General features: G+C 69.2%; 28 protein-coding genes. 14 read left to right on the top strand and 14 right to left on the bottom strand.

Annotated features, from left to right (window positions below):
- The first annotated feature begins 12 nt into the window (after nt 1-12).
- From OHS16_RS24695 to OHS16_RS24670, 6 genes are all read left to right on the top strand, one after another.
- Nucleotides 13-1,383 (top strand): ABC transporter substrate-binding protein, encoded by a 1,371-nt coding sequence (locus tag OHS16_RS24695; RefSeq protein ID WP_328539438.1) that lies wholly within the window; start codon nt 13-15, stop codon nt 1,381-1,383.
- Complete coding sequence (locus tag OHS16_RS24690) at nt 1,380-2,315, top strand: carbohydrate ABC transporter permease (RefSeq protein WP_328539437.1); 936 nt, start codon at nt 1,380-1,382, stop codon at nt 2,313-2,315. Before OHS16_RS24695 ends, OHS16_RS24690 begins: the two co-directional genes overlap by 4 nt.
- Complete coding sequence (locus OHS16_RS24685; protein ID WP_328539436.1) at nt 2,312-3,208, top strand: carbohydrate ABC transporter permease; 897 nt, start codon at nt 2,312-2,314, stop codon at nt 3,206-3,208. Before OHS16_RS24690 ends, OHS16_RS24685 begins: the two co-directional genes overlap by 4 nt.
- Nucleotides 3,205-4,203 (top strand): zinc-dependent alcohol dehydrogenase family protein, encoded by a 999-nt coding sequence (locus tag OHS16_RS24680; protein ID WP_328539435.1) that lies wholly within the window; start codon nt 3,205-3,207, stop codon nt 4,201-4,203. Before OHS16_RS24685 ends, OHS16_RS24680 begins: the two co-directional genes overlap by 4 nt.
- 17 nt (nt 4,204-4,220) lie before the next feature.
- Nucleotides 4,221-4,442, top strand: coding sequence for a hypothetical protein (locus OHS16_RS24675; RefSeq protein WP_328539434.1), 222 nt, complete (start codon nt 4,221-4,223; stop codon nt 4,440-4,442).
- A 101-nt stretch (nt 4,443-4,543) separates the two neighbouring features.
- The gene (locus OHS16_RS24670) at nt 4,544-5,755 is read left to right on the top strand and encodes a TerD family protein (RefSeq protein ID WP_328539433.1); all 1,212 of its coding nucleotides are present in this window, start codon (nt 4,544-4,546) and stop codon (nt 5,753-5,755) included.
- Between the two features lie 274 nt (nt 5,756-6,029).
- Here OHS16_RS24670 and OHS16_RS24665 read toward each other — a convergent pair whose 3' ends face one another.
- Complete coding sequence (locus OHS16_RS24665) at nt 6,030-7,241, bottom strand: pyridoxal phosphate-dependent aminotransferase (RefSeq protein WP_328539432.1); 1,212 nt, start codon at nt 7,239-7,241, stop codon at nt 6,030-6,032.
- An 88-nt stretch (nt 7,242-7,329) separates the two neighbouring features.
- Between OHS16_RS24665 and OHS16_RS24660 the strand changes: the two genes are divergently transcribed.
- Together OHS16_RS24660 and OHS16_RS24655 are read left to right on the top strand one after the other, a co-directional pair.
- The gene (locus tag OHS16_RS24660) at nt 7,330-7,929 is read left to right on the top strand and encodes a winged helix-turn-helix transcriptional regulator (RefSeq protein WP_328539431.1); all 600 of its coding nucleotides are present in this window, start codon (nt 7,330-7,332) and stop codon (nt 7,927-7,929) included.
- A gap of 187 nt (nt 7,930-8,116) precedes the next feature.
- A complete protein-coding gene (locus tag OHS16_RS24655; protein ID WP_328539430.1) occupies nt 8,117-8,272 on the top strand; it encodes a hypothetical protein in 156 nt (51 codons plus the stop codon).
- Between the two features lie 142 nt (nt 8,273-8,414).
- Here OHS16_RS24655 and OHS16_RS24650 read toward each other — a convergent pair whose 3' ends face one another.
- The 5 genes from OHS16_RS24650 to OHS16_RS24630 all read right to left on the bottom strand — a co-directional run bounded on the left by OHS16_RS24650 (nt 8,415) and on the right by OHS16_RS24630 (nt 11,942).
- Nucleotides 8,415-8,609: a DUF6011 domain-containing protein gene (locus OHS16_RS24650; protein ID WP_328539429.1), complete on the bottom strand. Its 195-nt coding sequence runs from the start codon at nt 8,607-8,609 to the stop codon at nt 8,415-8,417.
- Nucleotides 8,610-8,692: 83 nt separating this feature from the next.
- The gene (locus OHS16_RS24645; protein WP_328539428.1) at nt 8,693-9,319 is read right to left on the bottom strand and encodes a TetR/AcrR family transcriptional regulator; all 627 of its coding nucleotides are present in this window, start codon (nt 9,317-9,319) and stop codon (nt 8,693-8,695) included.
- Nucleotides 9,319-9,540, bottom strand: a complete 222-nt coding sequence (locus OHS16_RS24640) for a hypothetical protein (protein WP_328539427.1) — start codon at nt 9,538-9,540, stop codon at nt 9,319-9,321. The genes OHS16_RS24645 and OHS16_RS24640 overlap by 1 nt, the downstream gene beginning before the upstream one ends.
- 608 nt (nt 9,541-10,148) lie before the next feature.
- Entirely contained in the window at nt 10,149-10,379 is a 231-nt protein-coding gene (locus OHS16_RS24635; RefSeq protein ID WP_164267523.1) for a CarD family transcriptional regulator, read from the bottom strand.
- A 96-nt stretch (nt 10,380-10,475) separates the two neighbouring features.
- Nucleotides 10,476-11,942, bottom strand: coding sequence for an alkaline phosphatase PhoX (locus OHS16_RS24630; protein ID WP_328539426.1), 1,467 nt, complete (start codon nt 11,940-11,942; stop codon nt 10,476-10,478).
- Between the two features lie 107 nt (nt 11,943-12,049).
- Between OHS16_RS24630 and OHS16_RS24625 the strand changes: the two genes are divergently transcribed.
- Nucleotides 12,050-12,817 carry an SDR family NAD(P)-dependent oxidoreductase gene (locus tag OHS16_RS24625; protein WP_328539425.1) on the top strand — a complete coding sequence of 256 codons (768 nt, stop codon included), beginning with the start codon at nt 12,050-12,052 and terminating at the stop codon, nt 12,815-12,817.
- A gap of 142 nt (nt 12,818-12,959) precedes the next feature.
- Here the strand turns inward: OHS16_RS24625 and OHS16_RS24620 are convergent, their stop codons facing one another.
- Entirely contained in the window at nt 12,960-14,411 is a 1,452-nt protein-coding gene (locus OHS16_RS24620) for a hypothetical protein (RefSeq protein ID WP_328539424.1), read from the bottom strand.
- Nucleotides 14,412-14,615: 204 nt separating this feature from the next.
- Here OHS16_RS24620 and OHS16_RS24615 point away from each other — a divergent pair, with 204 nt between their 5' ends.
- The 3 genes from OHS16_RS24615 (at nt 14,616) to dapA (ending at nt 18,556) form a co-directional block, all read left to right on the top strand.
- Nucleotides 14,616-16,457, top strand: coding sequence for an endonuclease/exonuclease/phosphatase family protein (locus OHS16_RS24615; protein ID WP_328539423.1), 1,842 nt, complete (start codon nt 14,616-14,618; stop codon nt 16,455-16,457).
- Between the two features lie 186 nt (nt 16,458-16,643).
- The gene (gene lepB, locus OHS16_RS24610; RefSeq protein ID WP_328539422.1) at nt 16,644-17,471 is read left to right on the top strand and encodes a signal peptidase I; all 828 of its coding nucleotides are present in this window, start codon (nt 16,644-16,646) and stop codon (nt 17,469-17,471) included.
- A gap of 191 nt (nt 17,472-17,662) precedes the next feature.
- Complete coding sequence (gene dapA, locus OHS16_RS24605) at nt 17,663-18,556, top strand: 4-hydroxy-tetrahydrodipicolinate synthase (protein WP_328539421.1); 894 nt, start codon at nt 17,663-17,665, stop codon at nt 18,554-18,556.
- Nucleotides 18,557-18,561: 5 nt separating this feature from the next.
- Here dapA and dapD read toward each other — a convergent pair whose 3' ends face one another.
- Nucleotides 18,562-19,557: a 2,3,4,5-tetrahydropyridine-2,6-dicarboxylate N-succinyltransferase gene (gene dapD, locus OHS16_RS24600; RefSeq protein WP_328539420.1), complete on the bottom strand. Its 996-nt coding sequence runs from the start codon at nt 19,555-19,557 to the stop codon at nt 18,562-18,564.
- A 155-nt stretch (nt 19,558-19,712) separates the two neighbouring features.
- Here dapD and OHS16_RS24595 point away from each other — a divergent pair, with 155 nt between their 5' ends.
- Nucleotides 19,713-20,585 carry a winged helix-turn-helix transcriptional regulator gene (locus OHS16_RS24595; protein WP_328539419.1) on the top strand — a complete coding sequence of 291 codons (873 nt, stop codon included), beginning with the start codon at nt 19,713-19,715 and terminating at the stop codon, nt 20,583-20,585.
- 93 nt (nt 20,586-20,678) lie between these two features.
- Here the strand turns inward: OHS16_RS24595 and OHS16_RS24590 are convergent, their stop codons facing one another.
- The gene (locus OHS16_RS24590; protein WP_328539418.1) at nt 20,679-20,999 is read right to left on the bottom strand and encodes a DMT family transporter; all 321 of its coding nucleotides are present in this window, start codon (nt 20,997-20,999) and stop codon (nt 20,679-20,681) included.
- Between the two features lie 85 nt (nt 21,000-21,084).
- Here OHS16_RS24590 and OHS16_RS24585 point away from each other — a divergent pair, with 85 nt between their 5' ends.
- Nucleotides 21,085-22,188, top strand: a complete 1,104-nt coding sequence (locus OHS16_RS24585; protein WP_328539417.1) for a DUF7847 domain-containing protein — start codon at nt 21,085-21,087, stop codon at nt 22,186-22,188.
- 43 nt (nt 22,189-22,231) lie between these two features.
- On the opposite strand, the gene OHS16_RS24580 is transcribed toward OHS16_RS24585, so the two are convergent.
- The 5 genes from OHS16_RS24580 to sufC form a co-directional block, all read right to left on the bottom strand.
- Entirely contained in the window at nt 22,232-23,632 is a 1,401-nt protein-coding gene (locus tag OHS16_RS24580; protein WP_328539416.1) for a hypothetical protein, read from the bottom strand.
- 162 nt (nt 23,633-23,794) lie between these two features.
- The gene (locus OHS16_RS24575; protein WP_328539415.1) at nt 23,795-24,133 is read right to left on the bottom strand and encodes a metal-sulfur cluster assembly factor; all 339 of its coding nucleotides are present in this window, start codon (nt 24,131-24,133) and stop codon (nt 23,795-23,797) included.
- On the bottom strand, nt 24,130-24,585 hold the full coding sequence (gene sufU, locus OHS16_RS24570; protein ID WP_328539414.1) for a Fe-S cluster assembly sulfur transfer protein SufU: 456 nt from the start codon (nt 24,583-24,585) through the stop codon (nt 24,130-24,132). The genes OHS16_RS24575 and sufU overlap by 4 nt, the downstream gene beginning before the upstream one ends.
- A 27-nt stretch (nt 24,586-24,612) precedes the next feature.
- On the bottom strand, nt 24,613-25,869 hold the full coding sequence (locus OHS16_RS24565) for a cysteine desulfurase (RefSeq protein WP_328539413.1): 1,257 nt from the start codon (nt 25,867-25,869) through the stop codon (nt 24,613-24,615).
- A complete protein-coding gene (sufC, locus tag OHS16_RS24560; protein ID WP_328539412.1) occupies nt 25,866-26,630 on the bottom strand; it encodes a Fe-S cluster assembly ATPase SufC in 765 nt (254 codons plus the stop codon). The genes OHS16_RS24565 and sufC overlap by 4 nt, the downstream gene beginning before the upstream one ends.

Raw genomic sequence — 26,630 nt, 5'->3', positions numbered from 1 at the left:
GAGGAGCATTCCATGCCACGTCAGAGCCGACGGAGGCCACGCACCGTGCTCGTGCAGGCCGCCGCGGGGGTCCTGCTCACCAGTCTGCTCTCCGGTTGCTGGACCGGTGCCGGAGGAAACGGATCGGGCGGGAACTCGATCAACGTCCTGATGGTCAACAACCCGCAGATGACGGAGTTGCAGAAGCTCACCGCCGCCCACTTCACCCGGGAGACCGGCATCAAGGTGAACTTCACCGTGCTGCCCGAGAACGATGTGCGCGACAAGATCAGCCAGGACTTCGCCAACCAGGCCGGGCAGTACGACGTCGCGACCCTGAGCAACTACGAGATACCCATCTACGCCAGGAACGGCTGGCTGCACGAGATCGGCGGTTACGCGGCAGGCGACAAGGCGTTCGACCAGCAGGACATCCTTCCCGCGCTGCGCCAGTCCCTCACAGGCGACGACAAGAAGCTCTACGGCGAGCCCTTCTACGGCGAGTCCTCCTTCCTGATGTACCGCAAGGACGTCTTCGCGAAGAAGCATCTGAAGATGCCGGCCCGCCCCACCTGGCAGCAGATCGCCGACCTCGCCGCCAGGGCGGACGGCGCGAAGCCGGGAATGAAGGGCATCTGTCTGCGCGGTCTGCCCGGCTGGGGCGAACTGGCCGCCCCGTTGACCACGGTCGTCAACACCTTTGGCGGCACCTGGTTCGACAAGAACTGGAAGGCACGTGTGGACTCCCCCGCCTTCAAGCAGGCCGTCGACTTCTATGTGCAACTGGTACGCAATCACGGTGAGTCGGGGGCCGCGCAGTCCGGATTCGCCGAGTGCCTCAATGACCTCACCCAGTCCAAGACCGCGATGTGGTACGACGCGACATCCGCCGCCGGATCGCTGGAATCGGCTTCGTCCCCGGTCAAGGGCAAGATCGGCTACGTACCCGCGCCGGTGGAGAAGACCAGGAGCTCCGGCTGGCTCTACACCTGGGCCTGGGGCATCCAGAAGACGTCCCACAACCCGGACAAGGCGTGGAAGTTCATCTCCTGGGCGTCGAGCAAGAAGTACGAGGAACTCGTCGGCAGGAAGTCCGGCTGGTCCGACGCCCCGGCAGGCAAGCGCGCCTCCACCTACGCCAACCCCTCGTACCGCAAGGTGTCCGCGGCCTTCGCGGACACCACGCTCAATGCCATCAAGAGCGCCAGGCCGAGCGATCCCGGGGTGCAGGCGAGGCCGGCGCCCGGTATTCAGTTCGTCGGTATTCCCGAGTTCACCGATCTCGGGACCAAGGTCTCCCAGGAGATCAGCGCGGCCATCGCCGGACGCCAGTCGGTGGATTCCGCCATCAAGGCATCCCAGCGGCTCGCCTCGAAGATCGCGAAGGAGTACGAGGGACGATGACTGCAACCGCCGCTCCGACCCTGCCCGCCCTCGCACCCCCGCCAGGCGGCCGGCTGCGCGCCTGGGCCACCCGGGCCCCGCTGCTCCCCGCTCTGCTCTTCATGATCGTGGTCACCCAGCTGCCCTTCGTGGCAACGGTGGTGATCTCCTTCTTCGACTGGAACGCGCTCTATCCCAAGGCGCGGCACTTCACCGGTTTCGCCAACTACTCCGACGTCCTCACCGATCCGGCCCTTCGCAAGTCGGTCTTCACCACCGTGCTGCTGACCGTGACGGTGGTACTCGTCAGCCTGGTCATCGGGCTGATCCTGGCCCTGCTCCTGGACCGCAGGTTCAAGGGGCGCGGATTCGTCCGCACGCTCCTGATCGCACCGTTCCTGGTGGTCCCGGTCGCGGCGGCGCTGCTCTGGAAGCATGTGCTGTACAACCCGGAGTACGGGCTCTTCAACGGACTGCTGCACTGGGTGGGTGGCAACGGCGCGCCGCAGCCCGACTGGGTCTCCAACACGCCGCTGCTCGCGGTGGAGGCATCGCTCGTCTGGCAGTGGACACCGTTCATGATGCTCATCCTGCTCGCCGGTCTGCAGAGCCGCTCGCCCGAGCTGATCGAGGCGGCCAGGATCGACGGGGCCGGCGGCTGGCAGGTCTTCCGCTACCTGACGCTTCCTCATCTGCGGCGCTATCTCGAGCTCGGTGCACTGCTCGGCTCCATCTACATCGTGCAGAACTTCGACGCGGTCTTCACCATCACATCGGGCGGCCTGGGCACCGCGAACCTCCCGTACACCGTCTATCAGGCCTTCTACCAGGCACATGAGAACGGACTCGCCTCCGCCGCGGGTGTGCTGGTGGTCATCGGCACGATCATCATCGCGACCTTCGCGCTCCGCGTGGTCTCGTCCCTCTTCAACGAGGAGGCATCCCGGGCATGACGTCCCTCGACACACCTGCCGCGACATCCACCGGTTCTTCCGCCGGCGCACCTCCCGACACCGGGCGCACCGCGCGCAGAAAGGGCGCTGCGCTCGGACTCGCCGCCTGGCTCGCGGGGATCCTCTTCTTTCTGCCCATCGCCTGGATGGCGCTGACCTCCTTCCACGCGGAGACGGACGCCGCCACCAACCCGCCGTCGCTGCTCGCCTCCCTCACCCTCGACGGCTACCGCGACTTCTTCGGCGCGGGCGGAGGCGCCGGCCCCTGGCCGGCGCTGATCAACTCGGCCGTGGCGTCGGTGGTGTCCACCCTGTGCGTCCTGATGCTGGCGATGCCCGCCGCGTACGCACTCTCCATCCGGCCGGTGAAGAAGTGGACCGACGTCCTGTTCTTCTTCCTCTCCACGAAGATGCTGCCGGTGGTCGCCGGGCTGCTGCCGGTCTATCTGTTCGCGAAGAACACCGGGATGCTCGACAACATCTGGATGCTGGTCATCCTCTACACCTCGATGAACCTTCCGATCGCGGTGTGGATGATGCAGTCCTTCCTGGCGGAGGTGCCGGTGGCCATCATCGAGGCCGCCCGGGTCGACGGAGCCCGGCTGCCGGTGATCCTGACCCGGATCGTCGCCCCGATCTCCGCGCCCGGTATCGCCGCCACCGCACTGATCTGCTTCATCTTCAGCTGGAACGAGCTGCTCTTCGCACGGGTACTGACCGGTGTGGTCGCCCAGACAGCGCCCGTCTTCCTGACCGGCTTCATCACCAGCCAGGGCCTGTTCCTGGCCAAGGTGTGCGCCGCGTCGCTCGTCATCTCCCTGCCGGTGCTCGCCGCGGGGTTCGCCGCCCAGGACAAACTGGTCCAGGGCCTTTCGCTGGGAGCCGTGAAATGAAGGCCGCCATCATCGAATCCGTCGGCAAGGTCGGATACGGGGAGGTGCCCGACCCCACTCCAGGGCCGCGGGACGTGATCGTCGAAGTGGCCGCCTGCGGACTGTGCGGTACCGACCTGCACATCCTGCAGGGCGAGTTCGCTCCCACCCTGCCGGTGGTACCCGGCCATGAGTTCGCCGGCACCGTCGTGGCGCTCGGCAGCGACGTGACATCGCTGGCGGCCGGGGACCGGGTGGCCGTCGACCCCTCCTTGTACTGCTTCGAGTGCCGCTACTGCCGCCTCGGTCACAACAACATGTGCGAGAGGTGGGCGGCGATCGGGGTGACCACAGCGGGCGGCGCCGCCGAGTACGCGGTGGCGCCTGCCGCCAACTGCGTCAGGCTGCCCGACCACGTGCGGACCGAGGACGCGGCGCTGATCGAACCGCTCTCCTGCGCGGTACGCGGCTATGACGTCCTGAACAGCAGGCTCGGCTCGCATGTGCTGATCTACGGCTCCGGGACGATGGGCCTGATGATGCTGGAGCTGGCGAAGCGGACCGGGGCGGCGAGCGTCGATGTCGTCGACATCAACGAGGAGCGGCTGGCCACCGCCCGCGGGCTCGGCTGCTCGTCGGCGGCCCGAGCCGCCGACGAGCTGGGCCGTGCACCGCGGGGCTGGGACGTCGTCATCGACGCCACCGGAAACGCGGCGGCCATCCAGGACGGGCTGGGGCGGGTGGCCAAGGCCGGGACGTATCTGCAGTTCGGCGTCGCGGACTATGCGACCCGGGCGACCATCGACCCGTACCGGATCTACAACCAGGAGATCACCATCACCGGCTCCATGGCGGTGCTGCACAGTTACGAGAGGGCTGCCGAGTTGTTCGCCGCGGGGGTCCTCGATCCGGAGATCTTCATCAGCGACCGGCTGTCCCTGGAGAGCTACCCGGATGCGCTGGAACGCTTCGCGTCCGGTCTCGGACGGAAAATCGTGGTGCTGCCCGGGCGCTGAGCCGTTACTGTCCGGCCATGCCCCGACCTCATGGATTCAGCTTCACCCGGCGTGCCGACGGCAGCGTGGTCATCGTCCACCAGGGCCGCGCTGCGGGCAGGCTGCGCGGAGCGCGGGCCGTTGAGTTCCTGGCCGAAGCGGAGTCGGGAGATGCTCAGCTGGTGATGGCGCGCTGGACGGGCGCGTACAAGCACGGCAATGAGCGTACCGCGCGCGACCACCCCCGTAACCGCCGCTGACGCCCTCCGACGCCGACGAACGGGCGCCGTCCGGCGGGCCGCCGGGAAAGTCCGGAAAAGATTCAAGGAACCGTAAAGGGCCTCCGCTCGTTCCTCCGGACATGACCGCAATGACCCCTGGCTCGAACATCCCGCTCCCGACCGCCCATGTCGTGGTGGACGTCGCCGCTCCGGTGCGGCTCGACGTGTCGGGCCTGCTGCTCACCGCCGACGGCAAGGTGCGCTCCGACGACGACTTCATCTTCTACAACCAGCCGTCGGGCCCGGGTGTCAGTCACCGGTCCGGCGGGGGCTCAGCGCCGGACGCGATCGTGGTGGACACCGCGGCCCTGCCGCCCGGCATCGAGAAGATCGTCGTCACCGCGAGCCCCGACGCGGCCGGCCAGACCTTCGAGGGCATCGAACCCACGGCCACCGTCCGCAACGCACAGGACGGCAGCGAACTCGCCACCTTCACCCCACCACGGCTGGGCACGGAGACGGCGCTGGTCATCGTGGAGATCTACCTGCGCAACGGCGCCTGGAAGGTCCGGGCGGTGGGTCAGGGATATGCGAACGGGCTCGCCGGTATCGCGACCGACTTCGGCGTCTCGGTGGAGGAGCCCGCCGCCCCGGCGCCGGTCCCCGCCTCCGCCCCGCCCATGCCGCAGGCACCCCCGGCGCCCGCCGCGGACCCGAGGGTCGCGGCGCCCGCCGCTGCCGCTCCCCCGGCTGCGCCCGCGCCGGCCGCCGCGGGCCGCATCAACCTCGACAAGGGCCGGGTCAGCCTGCGGAAGAACGAGACGGTCTCGCTGGTCAAGGCCGGCAAGCCGCTCCTCTCCCAGGTGAAGATGGGCCTCGGCTGGGAGCCGGCATTCCGCGGCAAGGACATCGATCTCGACGCGTCGGTCATCGCCTACGGCCCGCAGCGCAACCACATCGACAGCTGCTACTTCGGCAAGCTCTCGATTCTCGGCGGTGCGGTCAAGCACTCCGGCGACAACCTCACGGGCGAGGGTGCGGGCGACGACGAGGTGATCGTCGTCGATCTCGGCCGGATCCCCGCCGAGACGACGGCTCTGGTCTTCACGGTCAACTCCTTCACCGGCCAGAAGTTCACCGAGGTGGCGAAGGCCTACTGCCGGCTGATCGACGCTGCGAGCGGCGAGGAGCTGGTCCGCTTCGACCTGACCGACGCGGAGCCCCAGACGGGGGTACTGATGGCCAAGCTGATCAGGCAGTTCTCCGGCGAATGGGAGATGACGGCGGTGGGTGACTTCGTGAAGTCCCGTACGGTCCGCGGCATGGTGAAGCCCGGGGCTCAGGCGCTCTAGGTCATGGGCCAGGGCTTGTCGGGGAAGTGAACGGGCGCTCCCCGGGGCCGGGTCCGCTGAGAGGGCGCCGTTCCCCGCGGGAGCCCGATCAGCCCGTCGGGAGCACCACGATCTTCTCCAGGGCCGCGTTGCGCTCCATCATGCGACGGGCCTGGACGATGTCCTTCAGCCCGAAAAAAGAGGCAGCGGCCGGCCGAGCGCCGATGTGACGCCCCGTACGCCGAGCCGCTGCCCGGGGCGCAGACCGAGCGCCGGAGCGAGCCGGTGTGCGAAGTCACTGGCGATAGCCGTTCAGGAAGCGGCCGATACGGCTGATCGCGGCATCGAGGTCGTCGGCGTGCGGAAGGGTCAGGATCCGGAAGTGGTCGGGGCGCGGCCAGTTGAAGCCGGTGCCCTGGACGACCTGGATCTTCTCGCGCAGCAGCAGATCGAGGACGAACTTCTCGTCGTCGTGGATCCTGTGAATCTTGGGGTCCAGCCGCGGGAAGGCGTACAGCGCCCCCTTGGGCTTCACGCAGGAGACACCCGGGATCTCGTTGAGCTTCTCCCATGCCCTGTCACGCTGTTCGTGCAGACGGCCGCCCGGCGCGGTCAGCTCCCTGATGGACTGGCGTCCGCCCAGCGCGGCCTGGATGGCGTACTGCGCCGGCGCATTGGCGCACAGCCGCATGGAGGCCAGCATGGTGAGGCCTTCGAGGTAGTTCCTCGCGTGCTGTTTCGGGCCCGTGACGACCAGCCAGCCGGAGCGGAAGCCGGCCACCCGGTAGGTCTTCGAGAGACCGCAGAAGGTCAGTACCAACAGGTCAGGGGCGAGGGCCGCCGCGCTGTGATGGACCGCGTCGTCATACAGGATCTGGTCATAGATCTCGTCGGCGAGGACCATCAGGCCGTGCCGTCGGGCGAGGCCGAGCATGCCCTCGACGACCTCGCGCGGATAGACGGCGCCGGTGGGGTTGTTGGGATTGATGATCACCAGGGCCTTGGTGCGATCGGTGATCCTCGACGCCATGTCGTCGAGGTCGGGGTTCCAGTCGGCGGATTCATCACAGATGTAGTGCACGGCCTTGCCGCCCGCCAGCGTGGTCACCGCAGTCCACAGCGGGAAGTCCGGTGCGGGAATGAGGACTTCGTCGCCGTCCTCGATCAGTGCCTGCATCGCCATGGAGATCAGCTCGGACACACCGTTCCCGAGAAAGACGTCGTCGACGGTGACATCGGCGAGACCCAGGTCCTGGTAGCGCTGCACGACGGCGCGGCGGGCCGAGAGGACACCTCTGGAATCGGTGTAGCCATGCGCCCGGGGCAGCATCCGGATCATGTCCTGGACGATCTCCTCCGGAGCCTCGAAGCCGAAGAGGGCAGGGTTTCCGGTGTTGAGACGGAGCACGCTGTGGCCCGCTTCCTCCAGCGCGTCGGCGTGTTCGATCACCGGGCCCCGGATCTCGTAACAGACCTCGCTCAACTTGTTGGACTGGCGGAACTCCATGCCGTGGCCCTCCCAGGTCTCACTTGCTTCACTTGGTTTTACCAAGTAGCAGCTTGGAAAGTCCAACTTCTTGTCTAGACTGCGTCGCATGCCACGCCGACGTTACGACCAGTACTGCGCCGCAGCCCGTGCCCTCGACACCGTCGGGGACCGGTGGACCCTGCTGATCGTCCGGGAGCTGCTGGCCGGCCCCCGCCGCTACACGGACCTGCACGCGGACCTGCCCGGTGTGAGCACCGATGTCCTCGCCTCCCGGCTGAAGGACATGGAACGCGACGGACTGACGACCCGGCGTAAACTGCCGCCGCCCGGTGCGGTGTCCGTGTACGAACTGACCCCGCGCGGACTGGAGCTGCTGCCGGTCCTCACCGCGCTGGCCGACTGGGGCGCCCCGGCACTGGCCGATCGCCGTCCCACCGACGCGCTCCGGGCGCACTGGTTCGCCATCCCCCTCGCGCGCCGCCTGGAGGATCTCGGCGCGAACGTGGTCGAGGTGCGTCTGGACGAGGGCGTCTTCCATGTGCGCACCGACAACGGCCGGCCGCTCTACGGCGACGGCCCCGCGGACCGGCCCGATGCCACCCTCACGCTGGACACCGGCACCTGTATCGCGATCAGCGAGGGCAGGATCTCGGTCAAGGACGGCGTGCGTGAAGGTCTGGTGGTGCTGGAGATCCCGCCCGTGTGAGCAGGGTCGCACGGCCGAAAAGAGTCCGCCTGCGGACGAACTCGATGCCACCGTCGCCGCGTTACTCCCCTGACCTGCACCAATACCCTATTCGGGTGACCGGTGCCACGGTTGCCTCCAGAACACGTGACCGATACCACGCGCAGATGAGGGTTAACTGTCAGTGGCAGGCCGTAGCCTTGTTCACATGTCCACCACACCTGCCGCCTCCGAGGCCAACGACGCCATCCGCCGGCTCGTCGATGCCCAGACGACAGATGCCGAGTGGCCGTCGGAGGACTACGAAGTGCTGCTGGTGGAGTGGGCCGCGGCGATACAGGGCGGGATCGAGCCGGCCGCTTAGGAACACCCCTCGGCCGCCATCCGGCCGACTGTGCGCGCGACCGGCCGGCAAGGACACCTGCCGGTCTGTTCGGGTTCGCAGCTGCGCCGGGTCCGCCCTTCCCGAGAACACCAGGACGACAATCGGCGCCGCCCGTCCGCGCTCACTCGATCCCTGGAAGCGTCTCCTGGTCCACCTCATGGCGGCGGGCCCTGATGTCCGGGCCCGCGGGATGCAGCTTCGCGTCGCAGGCAGGCCCCAGCCCCGTTCGCCGTGACGCCCGTCCCTTCAGCGGCCTGCCGCACATCTGGCAGAGCACCGGCCTGCGCCCGTTCTCCGGCCCGGTTTCGGGCAGCATCGCCGGTTCCTCCGGTCGCCCGCTCCCGGAATCCTGTCCTGTTTCCCGCCCCCCGGAACCCGTTCCAGGTGCGCCCGCGCCCCTCACGCCGCGCCCGCTGCCCGGTCGCCCGCCCCGCCGCGACCGGCACCGGCCCGACCGGGCCCGGCGCAGCCGATCCCGTCGAGCATCAGCGAGAGGTAGCGGGCGATCCCGCACCTGTCGCCCGAGCCCGGCTCTGCTGCCGTCGTGACGGCGTGGGTCAGCCGCAGCAGCTCCGTGACCTGCAGATCGGCGCGCACCTCGCCGGCCTGTTGTGCCGCCGCGAGCAGGTCACCCGCCGCACCCCTGAGCCGGCCGCTGCAGGTGGTGATCACCGGCGGGCCGCCATCGGCCATCGCGGCCCCGAGCAGCGTCTTCAGGCCGCGGAGATGGATCACCTGCTCGGCGAGTTTCTGCAGCCAGTCGCTCAGCGCCTCGCCCGGCGGCCGCGCCGAGGCGCTGAACTCGGCAGCCTGGCAGACGAGTTCCCCGATGGAGTCGGCATAGACCGCTTCGAGGAGATCCTGACGGGTCGGGAAGTGCCGGTAGAGCGTGCCCGAGCCGACCCCGGCGCGCCTGGCGATGTCGTCGAGCGACGCGTCGGCGCCCCGCGCGGCGAAGGCCGGCGCCGCCTCGCGAACGAGGCGTTCGTAGTTGCGGCGCGCGTCGGCCCGCATCGGCTTCGGCATCAGTGCTCCTCGCGAACCGGGTTCTCGCCGTCATCGTCACGGCCTGCTTCATGGTCGCCATCGACTCCACGGTCGTCAATGCAGGCCTCCCGGACAGCCGCCAGGGGCAGGGCTTCGGCCTCGCGGGGCGCCGGCTCCGCGCTCACCGCACCGAGCACACTCGCCCTGATCACCGCCCATGTTCTTGAGACCGCCGCCGCGACGACGCACTCCGCGTCCATGCCTCGATGACGCGCGGCGGCGCGCCGGTCGGAGAGTTCGCGGGCGCGATGCCCGCCGCCCGGACTTCTGGCGCTCGGTCCTCCTGATCAATGCGGTGTACCGGCGCCGCCCTGTCGCACCCGTGCTGCCCGGTTACCCACAGGCACCGCCACGGCACGCCGGGCACGTCGATGTGGCCGGAGTTCTCACCGGCACCGCGCCGCTGATCTCATCGGCCGCGGGCCCACTGACCGGTGACCCCACCGGTACCCGCGCGGGCTGATAGCCCCTCTGGTGGACCTCTGGTGGTGCTGGGCCTCGGGGCCTGCCTGGGTCTCGTGCCGCTGAAACGCGACGGCCCTCGCCGGCGTCGGGCACGGAGGCGGGGCCGCATCCGGGCCGCTCCGGACCCGTCAGTCGCTGGGCGGCGCGCCGGGTCGTCCGGTCCTGCTCATGGTCTGCGGAACGGTGACCCGGCATTGCACCGGGTCACCTCACGCCGTACTGAAGGAAGGCGAGACCAGCGCCTTCCTCGCGGGCGCACTGATCACGCTGTGTGCGGTCCCGGTCGCCGCCCTCATGGTCAAGGGCGGGCGCCCGGCCCGTAGCCGACCGGTCCTGGCGGGACTCAGAGCTTGGTCAGCTTGGCGTATGGGCTGAGGATCCTCCCCTGACGCCCGGAGAAGTCGATGAGCACGGCGTCATTGTCGCCCTCGATTCCGATGACTCTTCCGAGCCCGAACTGATCATGCGAAACCCGGTCTCCCACATCGAAAATCTCGATCGGTGCGGCAGCTTGGGCCGGGCGGTTGAAGGGACTGGAGGGCAGGTGGCGCCGGGATCCGGCTGACTTAGTCATTGCTGTCAGTATGCGCCCGCGAGCCCCCCTCACGCCATGTCTGTCCCTCGGCCCGGCATCCGGTGACCGGATTCCGGGCCGTGGGACCGCACGCTTCTAGCGGTTCTGGCGCTTCCAGGGTCCCGTGATGGCCAGCATGATGCCCGGTGTCTGGATATTCGCGAAGAGCGTCCGTCCGTCGGGCGAGAACGTCACGCCGGTGAACTCGCTGTACTCGGGTTCCTCCGCCGTCCCGATGTTGAGTTCGTTCCTGGCGATCGGATATGTACGGCCGCCGTCGGTGGCGCCGAAGAGGTGCTGCACCCCCTCGCCGTCCTCAGCGATGACCAGACCGCCGTAGGGGGACACGGTGATGTTGTCGGGGCCGTCGAAGGCGCCGTCCGACGCGGGGTCGCGGTTCACCCCGAGAAGGACCTTCAGCGTCAGTGTGCGCCGCTTGGCGTCGTAGAACCACACCTGTCCGTCGTGCTGGACAGGGCTCTCGTCGCGGGCGAACGAGGACACGATGTAGGTGCCGCCGTCGGCCCACCACATGCCCTCCAGCTTCCTGGCGCGGGTCACCGCTCCGTCGGCGAACTGCTTGCGCACCGAGACCGACTTCGCGTCACGGTCCGGCACATCCGCCCAGTCGACGCCGTAGACCGTGCCGGTACGCGTGGCGCGGGACAGGTCGTCGACGAATCTTCCGTGCCGGTCGTAGCACTTCGCGGCCTGCAGCACACCGGCCGTGTCCGTAAGGCTCCCCAGCTGTCCGCGGCCGTGCCGGAACCCCTGCTCCGGGGGTGTCCAGCGGTAGAGCAGCCCGTTGGGGCCTGCCGCGTCCTCGGTCAGATAGAGATGACCGCTCCCCGGGTCGACCACGACGGCCTCGTGCGCATAGCGGCCGAGTGCCTTGATCGGCCGGGGTGCCTGGTTGGCTCTGCTGTCCCGCGGATCGACCTCGAACACATAGCCGTGATCCTTGGTCATACCGTTGGCGCCGGCCTTGTCCTCGGTCTCCTCGCAGGTCAGCCAGGTGCCCCACGGAGTGCTGCCGCCCGCGCAGTTGGTGGCCGTACCCGCGATGCCGACCCATTCGGCGACCTCGCCACTGCGGTGCACCTCGACGACCGTGCAGCCACCGCCCGCCGCGGGGTCGTAGACCAGCCCCTCGATGTGCGGCACCGGATGGGGGATCCTGGAGCGTGGTCCGCCCAGTTCATGGTTGTTGACCAGCAGTGTGGTGCCGCGCGGGCCCGCGAAGGCCGCGGTTCCGTCGTGGTTGGAGGGAGTGGTCTCGCCGGACTCGAGCATGGTCACCCCCGTGCGGGTGATGACGCGATAGGAGAACCCCTCTGGCAGCGCGAGCAGACCGGCGGGATCGGCCACCAGGGCGCCGTAGCCGGGCTCCCGGTGGCCGTGACCGTGGGCGTCGTCGTGACCGGCGCCGTGACCGTCGGCGGACGGCTCGGTCGCGGCGAGGGCCCCGGGGGCGGTGGCAAGCGCTCCGACGGCCCCCGTCAGGGCCACGCCCGCACCGGTGAGCGCGGACTGTCTGCTGAATTCCCTGCGGCTGAGCGGCATCGCGAGTCTCCTGAGGTACACGGACGGCTGAGTCGTTTGCGGGCTCACCGTCCCGCCCGCGTATAAACGGCGGTTGAACGTCGCACGTCTTCGAGAGGCATTTCCCCATGGAATTCCCAACAACCGGCCGGCGTGTCCTCATCAGCGGCGCCTCGCGCGGCCTGGGACGCGCCGTCGCCCGCGTCTTCGCGGCCAACGGCGACCGGGTCGCGGTGCACTACGCATCCCGGGAGGCCCAGGCACTGCGGACGCTGGAATCGCTCAGCGGCAGCGGCCATGTGCTGGTGGGCGGCGACCTGTCGGACCCCGCCGGTGCGGCCGACGTCGCCGGACGCACCGCCGCGGAACTGGGCGGGATCGACGTACTCGTGAACAACGCCGCGGTGAATGTGCGCCACCCGCTTCCCGAGACGCCGTACGAGGAGTGGGTGGCCGCCTGGCAGCAGCATGTGGCCGTCAATCTGCTGGCCACGGCACATCTCAGCCACCTCGCCGGGCGCCGCATGATCGACGGAGGGACGGGCGGCCGGATCGTCAACATCGGTTCACGCGGCGCATTCCGCGGTGAGCCCGATCACCCGGCGTACGGCGCGACCAAGGCGGCGGTGCACGCACTCGGCCAGTCGCTGGCGGTCTCGCTCGCGCCGTACGGGATCGGCGTCGCTTCGGTCGCCCCCGGATTCTTCGAGACCGAACGGGTGGCACACCGGCTGAGCGGGGCCGAGGGCGAGGCGATCCGGGCTCAGTCGCCCTTCGGGCGGGTGGCATCGGCGGACGAGATCGCGGCAGCCGTGCTCTGGCTCGCCTCACCGGCCGCGGAGTGGTCGTCGGGCACCGTGCTCGATCTCAACGGCGCCTCGCACCTGCGGACCTGACCGGCCGGGGCGCCGCGCCGGGCCCGGTCTCCGGCGCCCGAGCCTGGCGGGCGGCGAGGCGCCGCCGTGAGCGGCCTCAGGAGCTTTACGCCGGCGCCGGTCCGTCCCCCGACGGGCTCCCGCCGGCCCGTCGTCCCGGACCTCAGGCCCGCGACCGCGCCTTGAAGGCCGCCTTGCGTGCGTCCTTCGCGGCCTTCTTGTCCGGGTGCAGACGCCCCATGGCCTCGAGCACATCGGCTGTCGCAGGGTGGTCGACCCGCCACGCCGCGTCGAAGAAACCACTGTGCTGTCCGGTCAGCCCTTCGACCAGCCCCTGGAGCTCCTCCACCTCACCGTCCGCCTCCAGCTGCGCGGCCAGTGTGTCGATCGCCAGCCAGAAGATCATGGTCTCCGGGGGCGGCGGCACATCGGCGGAGCCGCGCTCCGCGAGCCAGACCCGGGCGAGACCGCCCAGCTCTTTGTCGTCGAGCACCGCGCGTACCTCGTCCTCAGCGGCCTCGTCGGCGACGAGCGCGAGCGCCTGCTGACAGTGCAGCCGCCGCAACGGCGCACCCCGGTCCGCACCTCGCGCGGCCGACAGCAACTCCTTCGCGGCGGACGCGGGTTCCCGGCCGGTCAGCCAGAGCACGGTCTCCGCCCGGGCCGCCGTCAGGGGAAAGTGTCCGAGGGCGTCGAGGAGGGCGCCCGCGTCCTTGTCGGCGAGGTCCCCGACGGCCGGTGCGTCGACGCCCGCCTCCAGCATCCGGGCCCGCACACCGTAGAGTCCGAGCGGGGTGAGACGGACCATTCCGTACCGCGCGACGTCTTCTTCGTCGACCGGTGCCACCGGCTCCGATGCGGCGTCGGGCTCCTCCGCCATCAGCGCCTCGTCCACCGGCCGGTACTCCACAAGGCCGATCGGTTCGAGGAGACGGAACTGGTCGTCCAGGCGCATCATCGCATCGGACACCTGCTCGAGTACGTCGTCGGTGGGCTCTCCCATGTCGTCGGGGACGATCATCGACGCGGCGAGTGCGGGCAGCGGTACGGGCGCGTCGGTGGGGCCGGTCTCCGCGACTGTCAGCAGATAGAGATTGCCCAGCACGCCGTCGAGGAATTCCGCCTCCGTCTCCGGGTCCCACTCCAGCTTCGCGAAGTCGATCTCGCCGTCCTCACCGACCAGGTCCGCGAAGTCGTCGAACTGCGGCGCGATGGCATCGGCATGCACCGTTTCCAGCCCGTCCAGCCAGAGGGCGAGGATCTCCTGCGGACTGCCCGACGTGACCAGCTCCAGATTGCCGCCCGGCGCCGCCGTGCCCTCCCCGTCCTCCTCCTCGGCCTCGTCGACCTCGACCAGACCGGTGTCGACGGCGAGACGCCAGGCCTCGCTCGCACCGGCCGCACCGTCCTCGTCCGCCGTCAGTCCGAGCTCTGCGGCAGCAGCAGGCAGCTGGTCCTCGGCCAGTTCCCCGCCCGCACCGACCCGGGTGCCCGGCCCCGCCCAGCGCGCCAGCCGCACCGCACGGGCGAAGAGCGGGGAGACCAGCGCGTCACGAGCCAGCTCCGCTTCGGAGTTCAGCCGCACCGGCGGCAGGGTGGGGTGGTCACCGGACATCGGTGGTTCTCCTCGGGACTTACGGGCTTTCGCTTCGGGCGCGGCCCAGCGTAGACGCATTTCGCCCCATGCGGCCTGGTTCATGTACCCGTCAGGTTCCGTCCACCGGCGAACCCTTGACAACTCCCCTGCTCACACAAGAGATTGACGCGCGTAGAACGTAGACCACCGCTCCGCTCCACCCTCACCTTCCGGAGTTCCGTGATGCCTGCCGTACCTTCCCTCGTCCTCACCAGACCGACCGCGGTCGCCGCCGTCGTCGCCGCCGCGCTGGCCGCCGGTCTGCTCGTCGGCACGTCTTCCGCGAGCGCTGCCGAGGTCCGCATCCACGACATCCAGGGCTCCACCCGGACGTCTCCGCTCGCCGGTCAGCAGGTGGCAGGTGTTACCGGCGTCGTGACCGGGGTCCGGACGTACGGATCCAAGGGTTTCTGGTTCCAGGACACCCACCCCGACGCCGACCCCGCGACCAGCGAGGGCGTCTTCGTCTTCACCAGCTCCACGCCGGCCGTCGCGGTGGGTGACGCTGTCACGGTCTCCGGCACGGTCAGCGAGTACGTCCCGGGCGGCGCCGCATCCGGCAACCAGTCGATCACCGAGATAGGCAAGCCGACGGTGACGGTCGACTCGACGGGCAACGCCGTGCCCGCCGCGACGGTCATCGACTCCCGCTCCGTCCCCGGCACCTTCGCACCGGAGGGCGACCCGGCCGCGGGCGGCTCCATCAACGGCCTGACCCTGCGGCCGCGGACGTACGCCCTCGACCACTACGAATCCCTCGAGGGCATGAACGTCCGGATCGGCACCTCGCGCGTCACCGGCGCCACCGACCCGTACAGCGAGCTCTGGGTCACCGTGAAGCCGGGAGAGCGGCCGACCCCGCGCGGCGGCACCCTGTACAACTCGTACACCTCGCAGAACACCGGCCGTCTGATGATCCAGTCGCTGGTCCCGACGGCCGATCAGCCCTTCCCGGCGGCCAACGTCGGCGACTCGCTGACCGGCACGACCGAGGGTCCGCTGGACTACAACCAGTACGCCGGGACCTACACCGTGGCCGCACGGCAGCTCGGCACCGTCACGGCGGGCAGCACCACGCCCGAGGTCACTCGCCCGCAGCGGAAGAACGAGCTGGCGGTCGCCACGTACAACGTGGAGAACCTTGACCCGACGGACCCGCAGAGCAAGTTCGACAAGCTCGCGGCAGGCATCGTGGACCATCTGGCATCGCCCGACATCGTCGCGATCGAGGAGGTCCAGGACAACGACGGCGCCAAGAAGGACGGCGTGGTCGCCGCCGATGTGACGGTCGGCAAGTTCATCGACGCGATCGTCGCGGCCGGCGGTCCCCGTTACGAATGGCGCTCCATCGATCCGGTCGACCTCGCGGACGGCGGCGAGCCCGGCGGCAATATCCGCCAGGGCTTCCTCTACAACCCGGACCGGGCCGACTTCATCGACCGCTCGGGCGGCAACGCCACCACCGCCACCGATGTGGTGTCGAAGAACGGCAAGGCGGCCCTCACCTACTCCCCCGGCCGTATCGACCCGGCCGACACGGCCTGGACCAACAGCCGCAAGCCCCTCGCCGGGGAGTTCACCTTCCGCGGCAAGAAGGTCTTCGTGGTCGCCAACCACTTCTCGTCCAAGGGCGGGGACCAGGCGCTGGACTCTCAGTACCAGCCGCCGACCCGCAGCTCCGAGACGGCCCGCCACCTGCAGGCCACGGTCGTGAACACCTTTGTGAAGAAGATCCACGCGGCGCAGAAGAGCGCCGAGGTGGTCGTACTCGGGGACCTGAACGACTTCGAGTTCTCCGGCACCGCGAAGCTGCTCACCGACGGCCGCGCACTGGAGGCGACGGCCTACTCGCTGCCGAAGAACGAGCGGTACTCGTACGTGTATCAGGGCAACTCGCAGATTCTGGACCAGATTCTGGTGAGCCCGACGATCAAGAACTACGACCTGGACATCGTCCACATCAACGCGGAGTTCGCCGACCAGAACAGCGATCACGACCCGAGCGTGCTGCGTTTCCGCCCGTAACCCGCTCCGCGCGGAACCCGGGGGCGGGGTGCGCCACTGCCCCCGGGTGGCTCGGGATCCGCACCCGCCGGGGCGCGACCGGCCCGATGCCACCCGCCCGACGCCGGGCCATGGGCCGTGCGGGCCCGATGGCGTGGGAAGATCTGGAGAAATGATCCAGCTCCCGGACGAAGTAAGGGTGGGGATGTGACGGTCGGCACAGAACCGGACCAGGGAAGCGATGCCGCGGACACCAGGGCCCCAGGGGGACGGAACGGGGGACAGAACAGGCAGCGCTCCTTCTGGAAGGAGCTGCCCCTGCTGATCATCATCGCGCTGGTGCTGGCGCTGCTGATCAAGACATTTCTGCTGCAGGCGTTCTCGATCCCGTCGGGCTCCATGGAGAACACCCTGAAGGTGGGCGACCGGGTCCTGGTCGACAAGCTGACCCCCTGGTTCGGCTCGAAGCCTCAGCGCGGCGAGGTCGTGGTCTTCCACGATCCGGACGGCTGGCTGGCCGACGAGCCGACGAGCAGGCCCAGCTCCGTGCAGAAGGCGCTCGGCTCTGTCGGACTGATGCCGTCCGCAGACGAGAAGGACCTGATCAAGCGGGTCATCGGCGTGGCAGGCGACACCGTGGAATGCAAGGGCAGCGGCCCTCTCAAGGTCAACGGCAAGGCACTCGACGAGCCGTATGTCTTCCCCGGGAACACCGCCTGCAGCACGGACGCCGGGGGCCAATTCAAGATCACGGTGCCCAGCGACCGCATCTGGGTGATGGGTGATCACCGGCAGTACTCGGCCGACTCGCGCTACCACCAGGACAAGCCGGGCGGCGGAGCCGTACCGGTGAAGGACGTGGTGGGCCGGGCCGTCGTGGTCGCCTGGCCGCTGAACCGGGCGGACGACCTGCCGGTTCCTTCCACCTTCGGCCAGTCCGGCATCAGCACGGCCGCGGCAGCGGCACCCGGAGCACTCGGTCTGATGGGCGCGGTACCGCTGGTGCTGTGGCGCAGGCGGAAGCGTTGGGACTGACACCGGACATCGCCCGCCGGCGCGGGACCCCGCCGGAGAACGGGCGGACCCCGGCCGCCGCGGTGTGCACCGCGCCGGCCGGGGTCCGTCCGCGAACCGCGTCGGGCGGCGGCACCGTTCAGCGTTTCTGGTGGTTCACCCGAAGAAGAACTAAGTAGACCTTTATCTTTTCCGGGGCCCACACTTCCCTCATGACCGGGTCACGCCCCTTCGGGCGCTCTCTCTGCGCAATGATCACGCCGTTCACCACGACCGGTGACCTCGACCTGGCGGGCGCGCAGCAGCTCGCGGCCCGGCTGGTCGGGTCGGGTTGCGACGGGCTCGTCCTCAGTGGCACCACCGGGGAGTCCCCGACCACCACGGACGCCGAGAAGACGGCACTGGTGCGGGCTGTGGCAGAGGCCGTCGGTGACCGCGCACACATCGTGGCGGGGGTCGGGAGCGCGTGGACCCGGCACACATGCGAACTCGCCGGTGCGGCGGAACGGGCGGGGGCCGACGGCCTTCTGGTGGTGACGCCCTACTACAGCCGGCCGCCGCAGGAGGCGGTGGAGACGCACCTGCGCGCGGTCGCGGACGCCACAGGGCTGCCGGTCATGCTGTACAACATTCCCGGCCGCACCGGGACCCGTATCGAGACCGACACCCTGCTGCGGCTCGCGGAGCATCCGCGCATCGCGGCGGTCAAGGACTGCGCCTACGACCTGCTGGGCTCCACCAAGGTCATCTCACGCACCGGCCTCGCGTACTACTCGGGCTGCGAGGAGCTGAATCTGCCGCTGTACGCGGTGGGCGGCGCGGGCTATGTGAGCACGGTCGCGAATGTGGCGCCGCGCCCGCTCCGGGCGGTACTGGACACCTACGACGCCGCGGACCCGGCGCGGGCCGCTGAGCTCAACCGGCTCGTCCTTCCGCTGGTGGAGTCGATGATGGCGTCGGGCTTGCCGGGCACCGTGACCGCGAAGGCTCTGCTCGGCCTCGCCGGACTGCCTGCCGGTCCGGTCCGGGAACCGCTGCAGCCCGCCGGCCGCGAAGCGGTCGACGGGCTGCGCACGGCGTACGAAGGGCTGCTCGGCGCCCTGTGACGCACTCAGTTGTGGCTGTGCAGAACCTCGTTGAGCCCGTCCCACACCGCGTTGTTCGGCCGGGCCTCCACCTTGCCGGTCACCGAGTTGCGGCGGTAAAGGATGTTCGAAGCGCCGGAGAGTTCACGGGCCTTGATGATCTGCCCGTCGGGCATGGTCACCCGGGTGCCCGCGGTGACGTAGAGCCCGGCCTCGACGACACACTCGTCGCCCAGCGCGATCCCGACCCCTGCCTCGGCGCCGATCAGGCAGCGCTCGCCGATGCTGATCCGGACGTTGCCACCGCCGGAGAGCGTACCCATGGTGGAGGCGCCGCCGCCGATGTCGGAGCCGTTGCCGACCACGACCCCGGCGGAGACCCGGCCCTCGACCATGGAGGTGCCGAGGGTGCCCGCGTTGAAGTTGACGAAGCCCTCATGCATGACGGTGGTGCCGTCGGCGAGATGCGCGCCGAGCCGCACCCGGTCGGCGTCCGCGATCCGTACGCCCCTGGGCGCGACGTAGTCCGTCATCCGCGGGAACTTGTCGATCGAGGTGACCTGCAGATGCAGGCCCTCGGCACGGGCGTTGAGCCGCACCTTCTCGACGTCGTCCACCGCGACCGGGCCGAGGGAGGTCCAGGCGACGTTGGCGAGCAGGCCGAACATGCCGTCGAGGTTCTGGCCGTGCGGCTGCACCAGCCGGTGCGAGAGCAGATGCAGGCGGAGATAGACGTCATGAGCGTCCAGCGGCTTGTCGTCGAGTGAGGCGATGACCGTACGGACGGCGATGACCTCCACCGCGCGGCGGCGGTCGGCGCCGAGCGCCCTGGGCGCCGCCTGCCCCAGCAGCTCCTCGGCGCGTTCGGCGGAGAGCCGCTCGGTGCCCGAGGGGCCGGGCTCGGCGGTGAGCTCGGGAGCGGGGAACCAGGTGTCGAGGACGGTTCCGTCGGCGGTGACGGTGGCGAGTCCGGCGGCCACGGCGCCGGTGGAACGGGAACCCTGCGAAAGCGTGTCGGTCATGACCAAAACCTAACCGGCCGGGCCCCGCACCCGCGAACCGGTCTCAGCGACCGGCCGTATCGAGTGAGTTCCTTTTGGGAACTAGCCATGGCAGCATGGTGTTCGCGGAGCAGAGCTGCTCCGCGAACACCTACGGAAATCGGAAGGGGCGCGCCGTGCCTCTGCGCACCCGGCTGGACGACGCCAACTGCTCCATCGCGCAGGCCCTGGACGTGGTGGGCGACTGGTGGACCCTGCTGATCGTGCGGGACACCGCTCGCGGTGTCCACCGCTTCGAAGCACTCCAGCGGGAACTCGGAATGTCCCGCAAGGTGCTCACCGAGCGGCTCCGGCTGCTCGTCGAAGCAGGGGTGCTGTCGAGGGAGCCCTACCAGGACCGGCCGGTCCGCCACGAGTACCGGCTCACCCCGCGCGGCCGCGCCCTTCTTCCGGTTCTGGTCGCACTCCAGGACTGGGGCGACTCCTGGGTGCTCGGAGAAGGAGAGACGATGGCGACGACGGCCGAGGCCTCGCAAGAGGCCGAGCGGGTGCACCGACTGGTCGGGACACGCGTGCCCGAGCTACGGCTCATGGGCCATGACGGCGCTCCGTGCGATCCGGTCGCGGCGGGTACCGCGCATACCGTCCTCTACTGCTTTCCGAGCGCCTACGCGCAGCGTGACTCCTACCCGCCCGGCTGGGCGGAGATCCCGGGGGCGTCCGGCTGCACCCTGGAGTCCTGCACCTACCGCGACCAGCTGGCCGAGTTCACCGCGGCGGACGCGACGGTGCACGGTGTGTCGACCCAGCGCCCCGACGAACAGCGGGCGTTCGCCGAGAAGGAGGGGCTGCGCTTTCCGCTGCTCTCGGACGCCGACCTGGCCCTGACGGCGGCGCTCCGGCTGCCGACGTTCCGCACGGCCGGCGTCAGCAGGCTGAAGCGGCTGACTCTGGTGATCGACCGGGACCGCACGATCCGGGCCGCGTTCTATCCGATCACCGACATCGAGGCGAGTGTGCGGGCCGCGCTCGCCGCGGTGAGCCGATGACCCGGGCCGGTGCTCTCCGCACGCGGTCTCGACCGGACTCGCGCCTCGCGGCGCCGTGCGGCGAGACGGAGCCCGGGCCCCGGCGGCGTGCCGTCAATGGGACCCGCCGAGATTGAGCAGCACGACGCCGATGATGACCAGGGCGATCCCGGAGATCCGGGCCACGCCTGCCGCCTCGCCCATGAAGAGCATCCCGATGACCGCGATCGACGCGGTGCCCACCCCCGCCCAGATCGCATAGGCCGTGCCCACCGACATCGACTTCAGCACCTGCGCCAGCAGGGCGAAGGCGAGCACATAGCCGATGACCGTCGCGATCGAGGGCCACAGTCTGCTGAAACCCTCGCTGTATTTCATGGCGGTGGTCCCGCCGACCTCCGCCGCGATGGCTGCAGCAAGCAGTACGTAGGGCATGCGTAGGACCGTACACATCGTGCACCGGTTACGGTGTGCCGTCCGGTGCGGAGACTGACGCACCACCAAAGCGACGGAGTGAGCGGTGGCACAGGATTCGGGGTGGGGTGGGGCGTACGGAGGTGCGCCGCACGGAGGGGCTCCTGGATGGGGCGCGGGCTGGGGCGGCTGGATACCTCCACAAGCGCCCAAGCCGGGGGTGATACCGCTGCAGCCCCTGCGGCTCAGCGACATACTCGGCGGGGCGGCGGCCACGGTGAGCCGCTACTGGAAACAGCTGCTGGGCATCGCGGCGACCGTCTACGGAGGTGCGGCGGTGCTCGTGGGGGCAGCGCTGGCCATTCTCTACGCGGTGCTCTCGGACCGGATCCACACGGTCTTCGACACATCCGACGAGCGTCCCCGCATCGGCTGGCACGAGGCCGGGCCGCTCGTCATCTCGTTCCTCGGTGTGATCATTGGCGCCGCACTGCTGCTGACGGTGTGCACGGCCGTGGTCTACGCGACCTGCGCCGTGGTGCTCCAGGAGGCGGTGCTCGGCAGGCCGACCACCTACGGTGCGGTCTGGCGGCGGGCATGGTCCAGAATGCCCTCGGTCATCGGCACGCTGTTCCTGAGCGGTCTGATCGTCATGCTCCCGCTGCTGCTGATCGCCGGGGTGGCCGGTGGTCTGATCGCCGTGGCGGTCAGCCACGACAGCACGGGCCTGGCGATCGTGACCGGGGTCGTCGGGGCCCTGGCTCTCGCGCCGCCCGCCGCCTGGCTCTGGGTGCTGTTCACCGTGGCCCCGGCGGCAGTGGTGTTCGAGCGGCAGGGGCCGATCGGCGCACTGCGCCGATCGGCCCGGCTGGTGCGGGGCTCCTGGTGGCGGACCTGCGGTATATCGCTGCTGGGCCTGGCGATCGGTGCGGGAGCGGGCTACTTCATCCAGCTCCCGTTCAGCATCGTGGGCATGTTCAGCAGCGTGAACCTGAACGCGCCGGTCCAGAACGACCCGACCCCGGCTCAGGTCTTCGCCACCATGTCGGGTTATCTGGTTCTCTCGCTGCTGGGCCAGACGCTCAGTCAGATCATCTCCGCCACCTTCCCCCAGCTGGTGAACGGACTGCTCTACGTCGACCTGCGGATACGCAGGGAGGATCTGGCCCCGGCGCTGGTCGACGCGGCGTCCCACGATGCGGCAGCGTGACCGTCTCCGCGTGAAGGCCGGCGGGTGACCTCACGGCCTGCCGTCACGGCGTCACGGTGAACCAGGTGGCGCGGGACTTCTTCCACTCGTCGTGGGGGAGGTCCTTCGCCTCCGTGCCGTCTCCGTAGAGATCTGCCGAGCCGTCATCGGTGATCACCTGGGCACGCGCCCCGGGCACGGTCAGGTCGGGTACATCCACCACGGCCTCCCACCCGCCCGGGTCGCTGGTGGGCAGATCGGCCCGCTTCACCGGGGCGTGGCCGGCCACCCCGTCCCATGAGTAGAGGGCGTAGGGATCCGAGTTGTCGTCCGCGGCCCAGGAACCGGCCACGATCAGATACTGGTTCGCCGCGTTCTTGCGGATGTCACGGATGGCGAGGCCGCCGAGATCCAGCTGGATCGGCGTACCGAACACCGCCTTGCTGCCGGTCACCACCTTGTCGATGTTGGTGACCGGCACGATCAGCGCCTTGCCGCCGTCCACCGGGGGTACCAGCGGCGCACGGAAGCCTAGATAGGCCGTCGTGGCCGAACCCGGTGCGAACTCCAGCCCCTCGACATTGAATCCGTCGATCTGCTTGGGGACCTGGCCGTCCTGCGTACCTGCGTCGAACCCGAACCGGTCGCCGTTGGCCTTGTCCCATGCGACGAGGTCGTCCCGCAGCTTCCGGTACGAACCGCCCGGCGTCAGAGCGGTGTCCGCCCCGGACCCGTTCACCACCGTGGTGAAGATCCGGTTGCGGTCGGACTTGTACTCGCCGTCCTTGTTGTTGCCCAGCGAACCGGCCCAGTAGATCGTGTTGCCGACCCTCGCGGCGCTCTCGATGTCGATCTCTTTGTCGACCCCGAGATCATCGCTGAAATCCCAGGTCCTGACGGGCGCGCCCGACAGTGAACCGTTGTAGAGGCGCAGCGTGTTGGACTCGTCGTCGGCCACCACCAGATAGCCGCCGCCGACCGGAACCGCGGCGGACGCGTCGGACGAACCGGTGAGGTACCGGGTGTCCGTGCTGTGCTGGACGGCTGCCGACGCGGCATAGTGCAGTGTCTTGGTGGCGGTCTTGCCGCCGAGACCGGTGACCTTGACGGTGAGGTCGGTGTAGCCGCGCGCACGGGCGGACACCGTCAGCCGGCGGGCGGTGCCCGTGCCGGTCACGGAGACATCGCCGGCAGCGGCGACCGACGACGTGGAGCTGGCCGATACGGCGACGGTCAGCGCCGACGCGTCCGCACCGCTCTGTCCCACGGTCACGGTGACGTCGGGATCGCCGGTCGCACCAACGGCGCCGGAGAGGTAGCCCGCAGACAGGGAGATCGTCGGAGTTCCGTAACCCGCCGCGTGCGCGGGAGCGTTCAGGCCGGTGAAGGCCAGTGAGAGAAGACCGCTCGCGGATGCGACAGCGGCAACGGACCTGCGGCGGGACGGGGAAGCGGAGGACGGCACGGGGTCCCTCTCGTCGTGGGGTGTCGAGGAGAAGGCTCTGGTTTCCGCCCCAACTGCGGGTGCCCGCCGGGCGTACGGCAGTGGAACAACGCGGAACGGCCCCGGTGCGCGAGGCACCGGGGCCGTTCCCGGGACGGACGGATCAGCTGGGACCCGAGAAGATCAGACGTTGAAGCCGAGGGCGCGCAGCTGCTCGCGGCCGTCGTCCGTGATCTTGTCCGGGCCCCACGGCGGCATCCAGACCCAGTTGATCTTCAGCTCGCTGACCAGACCGTCGGTCGCCGACTTCGCCTGGTCCTCGATGACGTCGGTCAGCGGGCAGGCCGCGGACGTCAGCGTCATGTCGAGGGTGGCGATGTTGGCATCGTCGATGTGGATGCCGTAGATCAGCCCGAGGTTCACCACGTCGATGCCCAGCTCGGGGTCGACGACGTCGTAGAGGGCTTCCCGGACCTCCTCCTCGGAGGCCGGCTTCATCGTGGCAGTCTCGTTGTCGCTCATGCGGTATTCCCTTCGGACAGCGCCTTCGCCGTCGCGTCCTTCCACGCCATCCAGCTCAGCAGCGCGCACTTCACGCGCGCCGGGTACTTCGAGACACCGGCGAACGCCACCGCGTCCTCCAGCACCTCCTCCATCGCGTCGTCCGGTTCGATCTGGCCTCTGGACTGCATCAGTTCCAGGAAGGTGGCCTGGATCTTCTGCGCGTCGGCCAGGTCCTTGCCGACCAGGAGTTCGTTCAGCACGGATGCGCTGGCCTGGCTGATGGAGCAGCCCTGGCCCTCGTACGACACATCCGCGATGCGGTCACCCTCGTATTTCACACGCAGCGTGATCTCGTCGCCGCACGTGGGGTTGACGTGGTGCACCTCGGCGTCGCCCTCACGGAGGCCGCGCCCGTGCGGGTGCTTGTAGTGGTCCAGGATCACTTCCTGGTACATCGAATCCAGCTTCACGATCCAGTCCCTGCCCGGTGTGTTCGGTTAACCGAAGAAGTTCCGTACATGCTCGAGGCCGTCCACCAGCGCGTCGACCTCGGCAGGCGTGGAGTACAGATAGAACGACGCTCGCGTGGTCGCAGGAATTCCGTACCGCAGGCAGACCGGGCGCGCGCAGTGGTGTCCGACCCGGACGGCGATGCCTTCCTCGTCGAGCACCTGGCCCACATCGTGCGGGTGGATGTCGCCAAGGGTGAAGGAGATCGCCGCACCCCGGTCCACGGCCGTGGAGGGCCCGATGAACCGCAGGTCGGGCACCTCACCGAGACGCTTCATCGCGTACTCGGTGATCGCGTGCTCATGAGCGGCGATCTTGTCCATGCCGATCGCGGAGAGGTAGTCCACGGCTGCGCCGAGGCCGACGGCCTGGGCGATCGGGGGCGTACCCGCCTCGAACTTGTGCGGCGCGGGGGCGTAGGTCGAGGAGTGCATCGAAACGGTCTCGATCATCTCTCCGCCACCGAGGAACGGCGGCAGGTCCTCGAGGAGCTCCTGGCGGCCCCAGAGCACGCCGATACCCGTCGGGCCGACCATCTTGTGCCCGGTGAAGGCAACGAAGTCGGCCTGCAGCGCCTGGACGTCCAGCACCATGTGCGGGGCGGCCTGCGAGGCGTCGATGCAGACCAGCGCGCCGACCTCCTGGGCGCGGCGGATGATCGCCTCGACCGGGTTGACGGTGCCCAGCAGGTTGGAGACCAGCGTGAAGGAGACGATCTTCGTCTTCTCGTTGATGATCTCTTCTATGTTGGACAGGTCGAGACGGCCGTCGTCGGTGAGGCCGAACCACTTCAGCTTCGCGCCGGTGCGCTGCGAGAGCAGCTGCCAGGGCACGATGTTGGAGTGGTGCTCCATCTCGGTGATGGCGATCTCGGTCTCGTGGTCCACCCGGTAGGGCTCATCGGCCCAGCCCAGCATGTTGGCCACCAGGTTGAGCGACTCGGAGGCGTTCTTGGTGAAGATCACCTCGTCGCGGCTCGGCGCGTTGATGAAGGCGGCGACCTTGTCGCGGGCGCCCTCGTACAGCGCCGTGGCCTCCTCGGCGAGCACATGTACGCCACGGTGGACGTTGGAGTTGTGCCGCTCGTAGTACTCGTTCAGTGCGTCGAGGACCTGGCGCGGTTTCTGTGATGTCGCCGCATTGTCCAGGTAAACGATCTTCTTCCCGTCGTGGACCACGCGATCCAGCAGGGGGAAGTCCTTGCGGATCGCTTCTGTGTCGAGAAGGCCCGGCAGCTGTGTCACGCGGTTGCGCCACCCTTCGTGTATGCCTCGTAGCCCTCGTTCTCCAGCTTGTCCGCGAGCTCGGGGCCGCCGGACTCGGCGATCCGGCCGTTCGCGAAGACATGCACGAAGTCGGGCTTGATGTAGCGCAGAATGCGCGTGTAGTGAGTGATCAGCAGAGTGCCGACGTCGCCGGACTCACGGACCCGGTTGACGCCGTCGGAGACCTGACGCAGCGCGTCGACGTCCAGACCCGAGTCGGTCTCGTCGAGGATCGCGATCTTCGGCTTGAGCAGCTCGAGCTGAAGGATCTCGTGGCGCTTCTTCTCGCCGCCGGAGAAGCCCTCGTTCACGTTGCGCTCGGCGAAGGCCGGGTCCATCTGGAGGGTCTCCATGGCGGTCTTGACCTCCTTCACCCAGGTACGCAGCTTCGGCGCCTCGCCACGGATGGCGGTGGCCGACGTACGCAGGAAGTTGGAGACCGAGACACCGGGGACCTCGACCGGGTACTGCATGGCGAGGAAGAGCCCCGCACGGGCGCGCTCGTCGACGGTCATCTCCAGCACGTTCTCACCGTCGAGGGTGACGGTGCCACTGGTGATCGTGTACTTGGGGTGCCCGGCGAGGGAGTACGCCAGCGTCGACTTGCCCGAGCCGTTGGGGCCCATGATGGCGTGGGTCTCGCCCTGCTTCACGGTCAGGTCGACGCCCTTGAGGATCTCCTTCGTACCGTTCTCGGTTTCGACGGAGACGTGCAGGTCGCGGATTTCAAGCGTTGCCAT

The sequence above is a fragment of the Streptomyces sp. NBC_00344 genome, assembly GCF_036088315.1.
Lineage (GTDB): Bacteria > Actinomycetota > Actinomycetes > Streptomycetales > Streptomycetaceae > Streptomyces.
Note: the sequence above shows the minus strand (reverse complement) of the source record. Positions and strands in the feature narration are given on the sequence as shown.

Bases quoted from the DNA above. Each gene is read 5' to 3' on its own strand.
- OHS16_RS24695 (WP_328539438.1), top strand. From the start codon at position 13: ATGCCACGTCAGAGCCGACGGAGGCCACGCACCGTGCTCGTGCAGGCC.
- OHS16_RS24690 (WP_328539437.1), top strand. From the start codon at position 1,380: ATGACTGCAACCGCCGCTCCGACCCTGCCCGCCCTCGCACCCCCGCCA.
- OHS16_RS24685 (WP_328539436.1), top strand. From the start codon at position 2,312: ATGACGTCCCTCGACACACCTGCCGCGACATCCACCGGTTCTTCCGCC.
- OHS16_RS24680 (WP_328539435.1), top strand. From the start codon at position 3,205: ATGAAGGCCGCCATCATCGAATCCGTCGGCAAGGTCGGATACGGGGAG.
- OHS16_RS24675 (WP_328539434.1), top strand. From the start codon at position 4,221: ATGCCCCGACCTCATGGATTCAGCTTCACCCGGCGTGCCGACGGCAGC.
- OHS16_RS24670 (WP_328539433.1), top strand. From the start codon at position 4,544: ATGACCGCAATGACCCCTGGCTCGAACATCCCGCTCCCGACCGCCCAT.
- OHS16_RS24665 (WP_328539432.1), bottom strand. From the start codon at position 7,241: ATGGAGTTCCGCCAGTCCAACAAGTTGAGCGAGGTCTGTTACGAGATC.
- OHS16_RS24660 (WP_328539431.1), top strand. From the start codon at position 7,330: ATGCCACGCCGACGTTACGACCAGTACTGCGCCGCAGCCCGTGCCCTC.
- OHS16_RS24655 (WP_328539430.1), top strand. From the start codon at position 8,117: ATGTCCACCACACCTGCCGCCTCCGAGGCCAACGACGCCATCCGCCGG.
- OHS16_RS24650 (WP_328539429.1), bottom strand. From the start codon at position 8,609: ATGCTGCCCGAAACCGGGCCGGAGAACGGGCGCAGGCCGGTGCTCTGC.
- OHS16_RS24645 (WP_328539428.1), bottom strand. From the start codon at position 9,319: ATGCCGAAGCCGATGCGGGCCGACGCGCGCCGCAACTACGAACGCCTC.
- OHS16_RS24640 (WP_328539427.1), bottom strand. From the start codon at position 9,540: ATGGACGCGGAGTGCGTCGTCGCGGCGGCGGTCTCAAGAACATGGGCG.
- OHS16_RS24635 (WP_164267523.1), bottom strand. From the start codon at position 10,379: ATGACTAAGTCAGCCGGATCCCGGCGCCACCTGCCCTCCAGTCCCTTC.
- OHS16_RS24630 (WP_328539426.1), bottom strand. From the start codon at position 11,942: ATGCCGCTCAGCCGCAGGGAATTCAGCAGACAGTCCGCGCTCACCGGT.
- OHS16_RS24625 (WP_328539425.1), top strand. From the start codon at position 12,050: ATGGAATTCCCAACAACCGGCCGGCGTGTCCTCATCAGCGGCGCCTCG.
- OHS16_RS24620 (WP_328539424.1), bottom strand. From the start codon at position 14,411: ATGTCCGGTGACCACCCCACCCTGCCGCCGGTGCGGCTGAACTCCGAA.
- OHS16_RS24615 (WP_328539423.1), top strand. From the start codon at position 14,616: ATGCCTGCCGTACCTTCCCTCGTCCTCACCAGACCGACCGCGGTCGCC.
- dapA (WP_328539421.1), top strand. From the start codon at position 17,663: ATGACCGGGTCACGCCCCTTCGGGCGCTCTCTCTGCGCAATGATCACG.
- dapD (WP_328539420.1), bottom strand. From the start codon at position 19,557: ATGACCGACACGCTTTCGCAGGGTTCCCGTTCCACCGGCGCCGTGGCC.
- OHS16_RS24590 (WP_328539418.1), bottom strand. From the start codon at position 20,999: ATGCCCTACGTACTGCTTGCTGCAGCCATCGCGGCGGAGGTCGGCGGG.
- OHS16_RS24575 (WP_328539415.1), bottom strand. From the start codon at position 24,133: ATGAGCGACAACGAGACTGCCACGATGAAGCCGGCCTCCGAGGAGGAG.
- sufC (WP_328539412.1), bottom strand. From the start codon at position 26,630: ATGGCAACGCTTGAAATCCGCGACCTGCACGTCTCCGTCGAAACCGAG.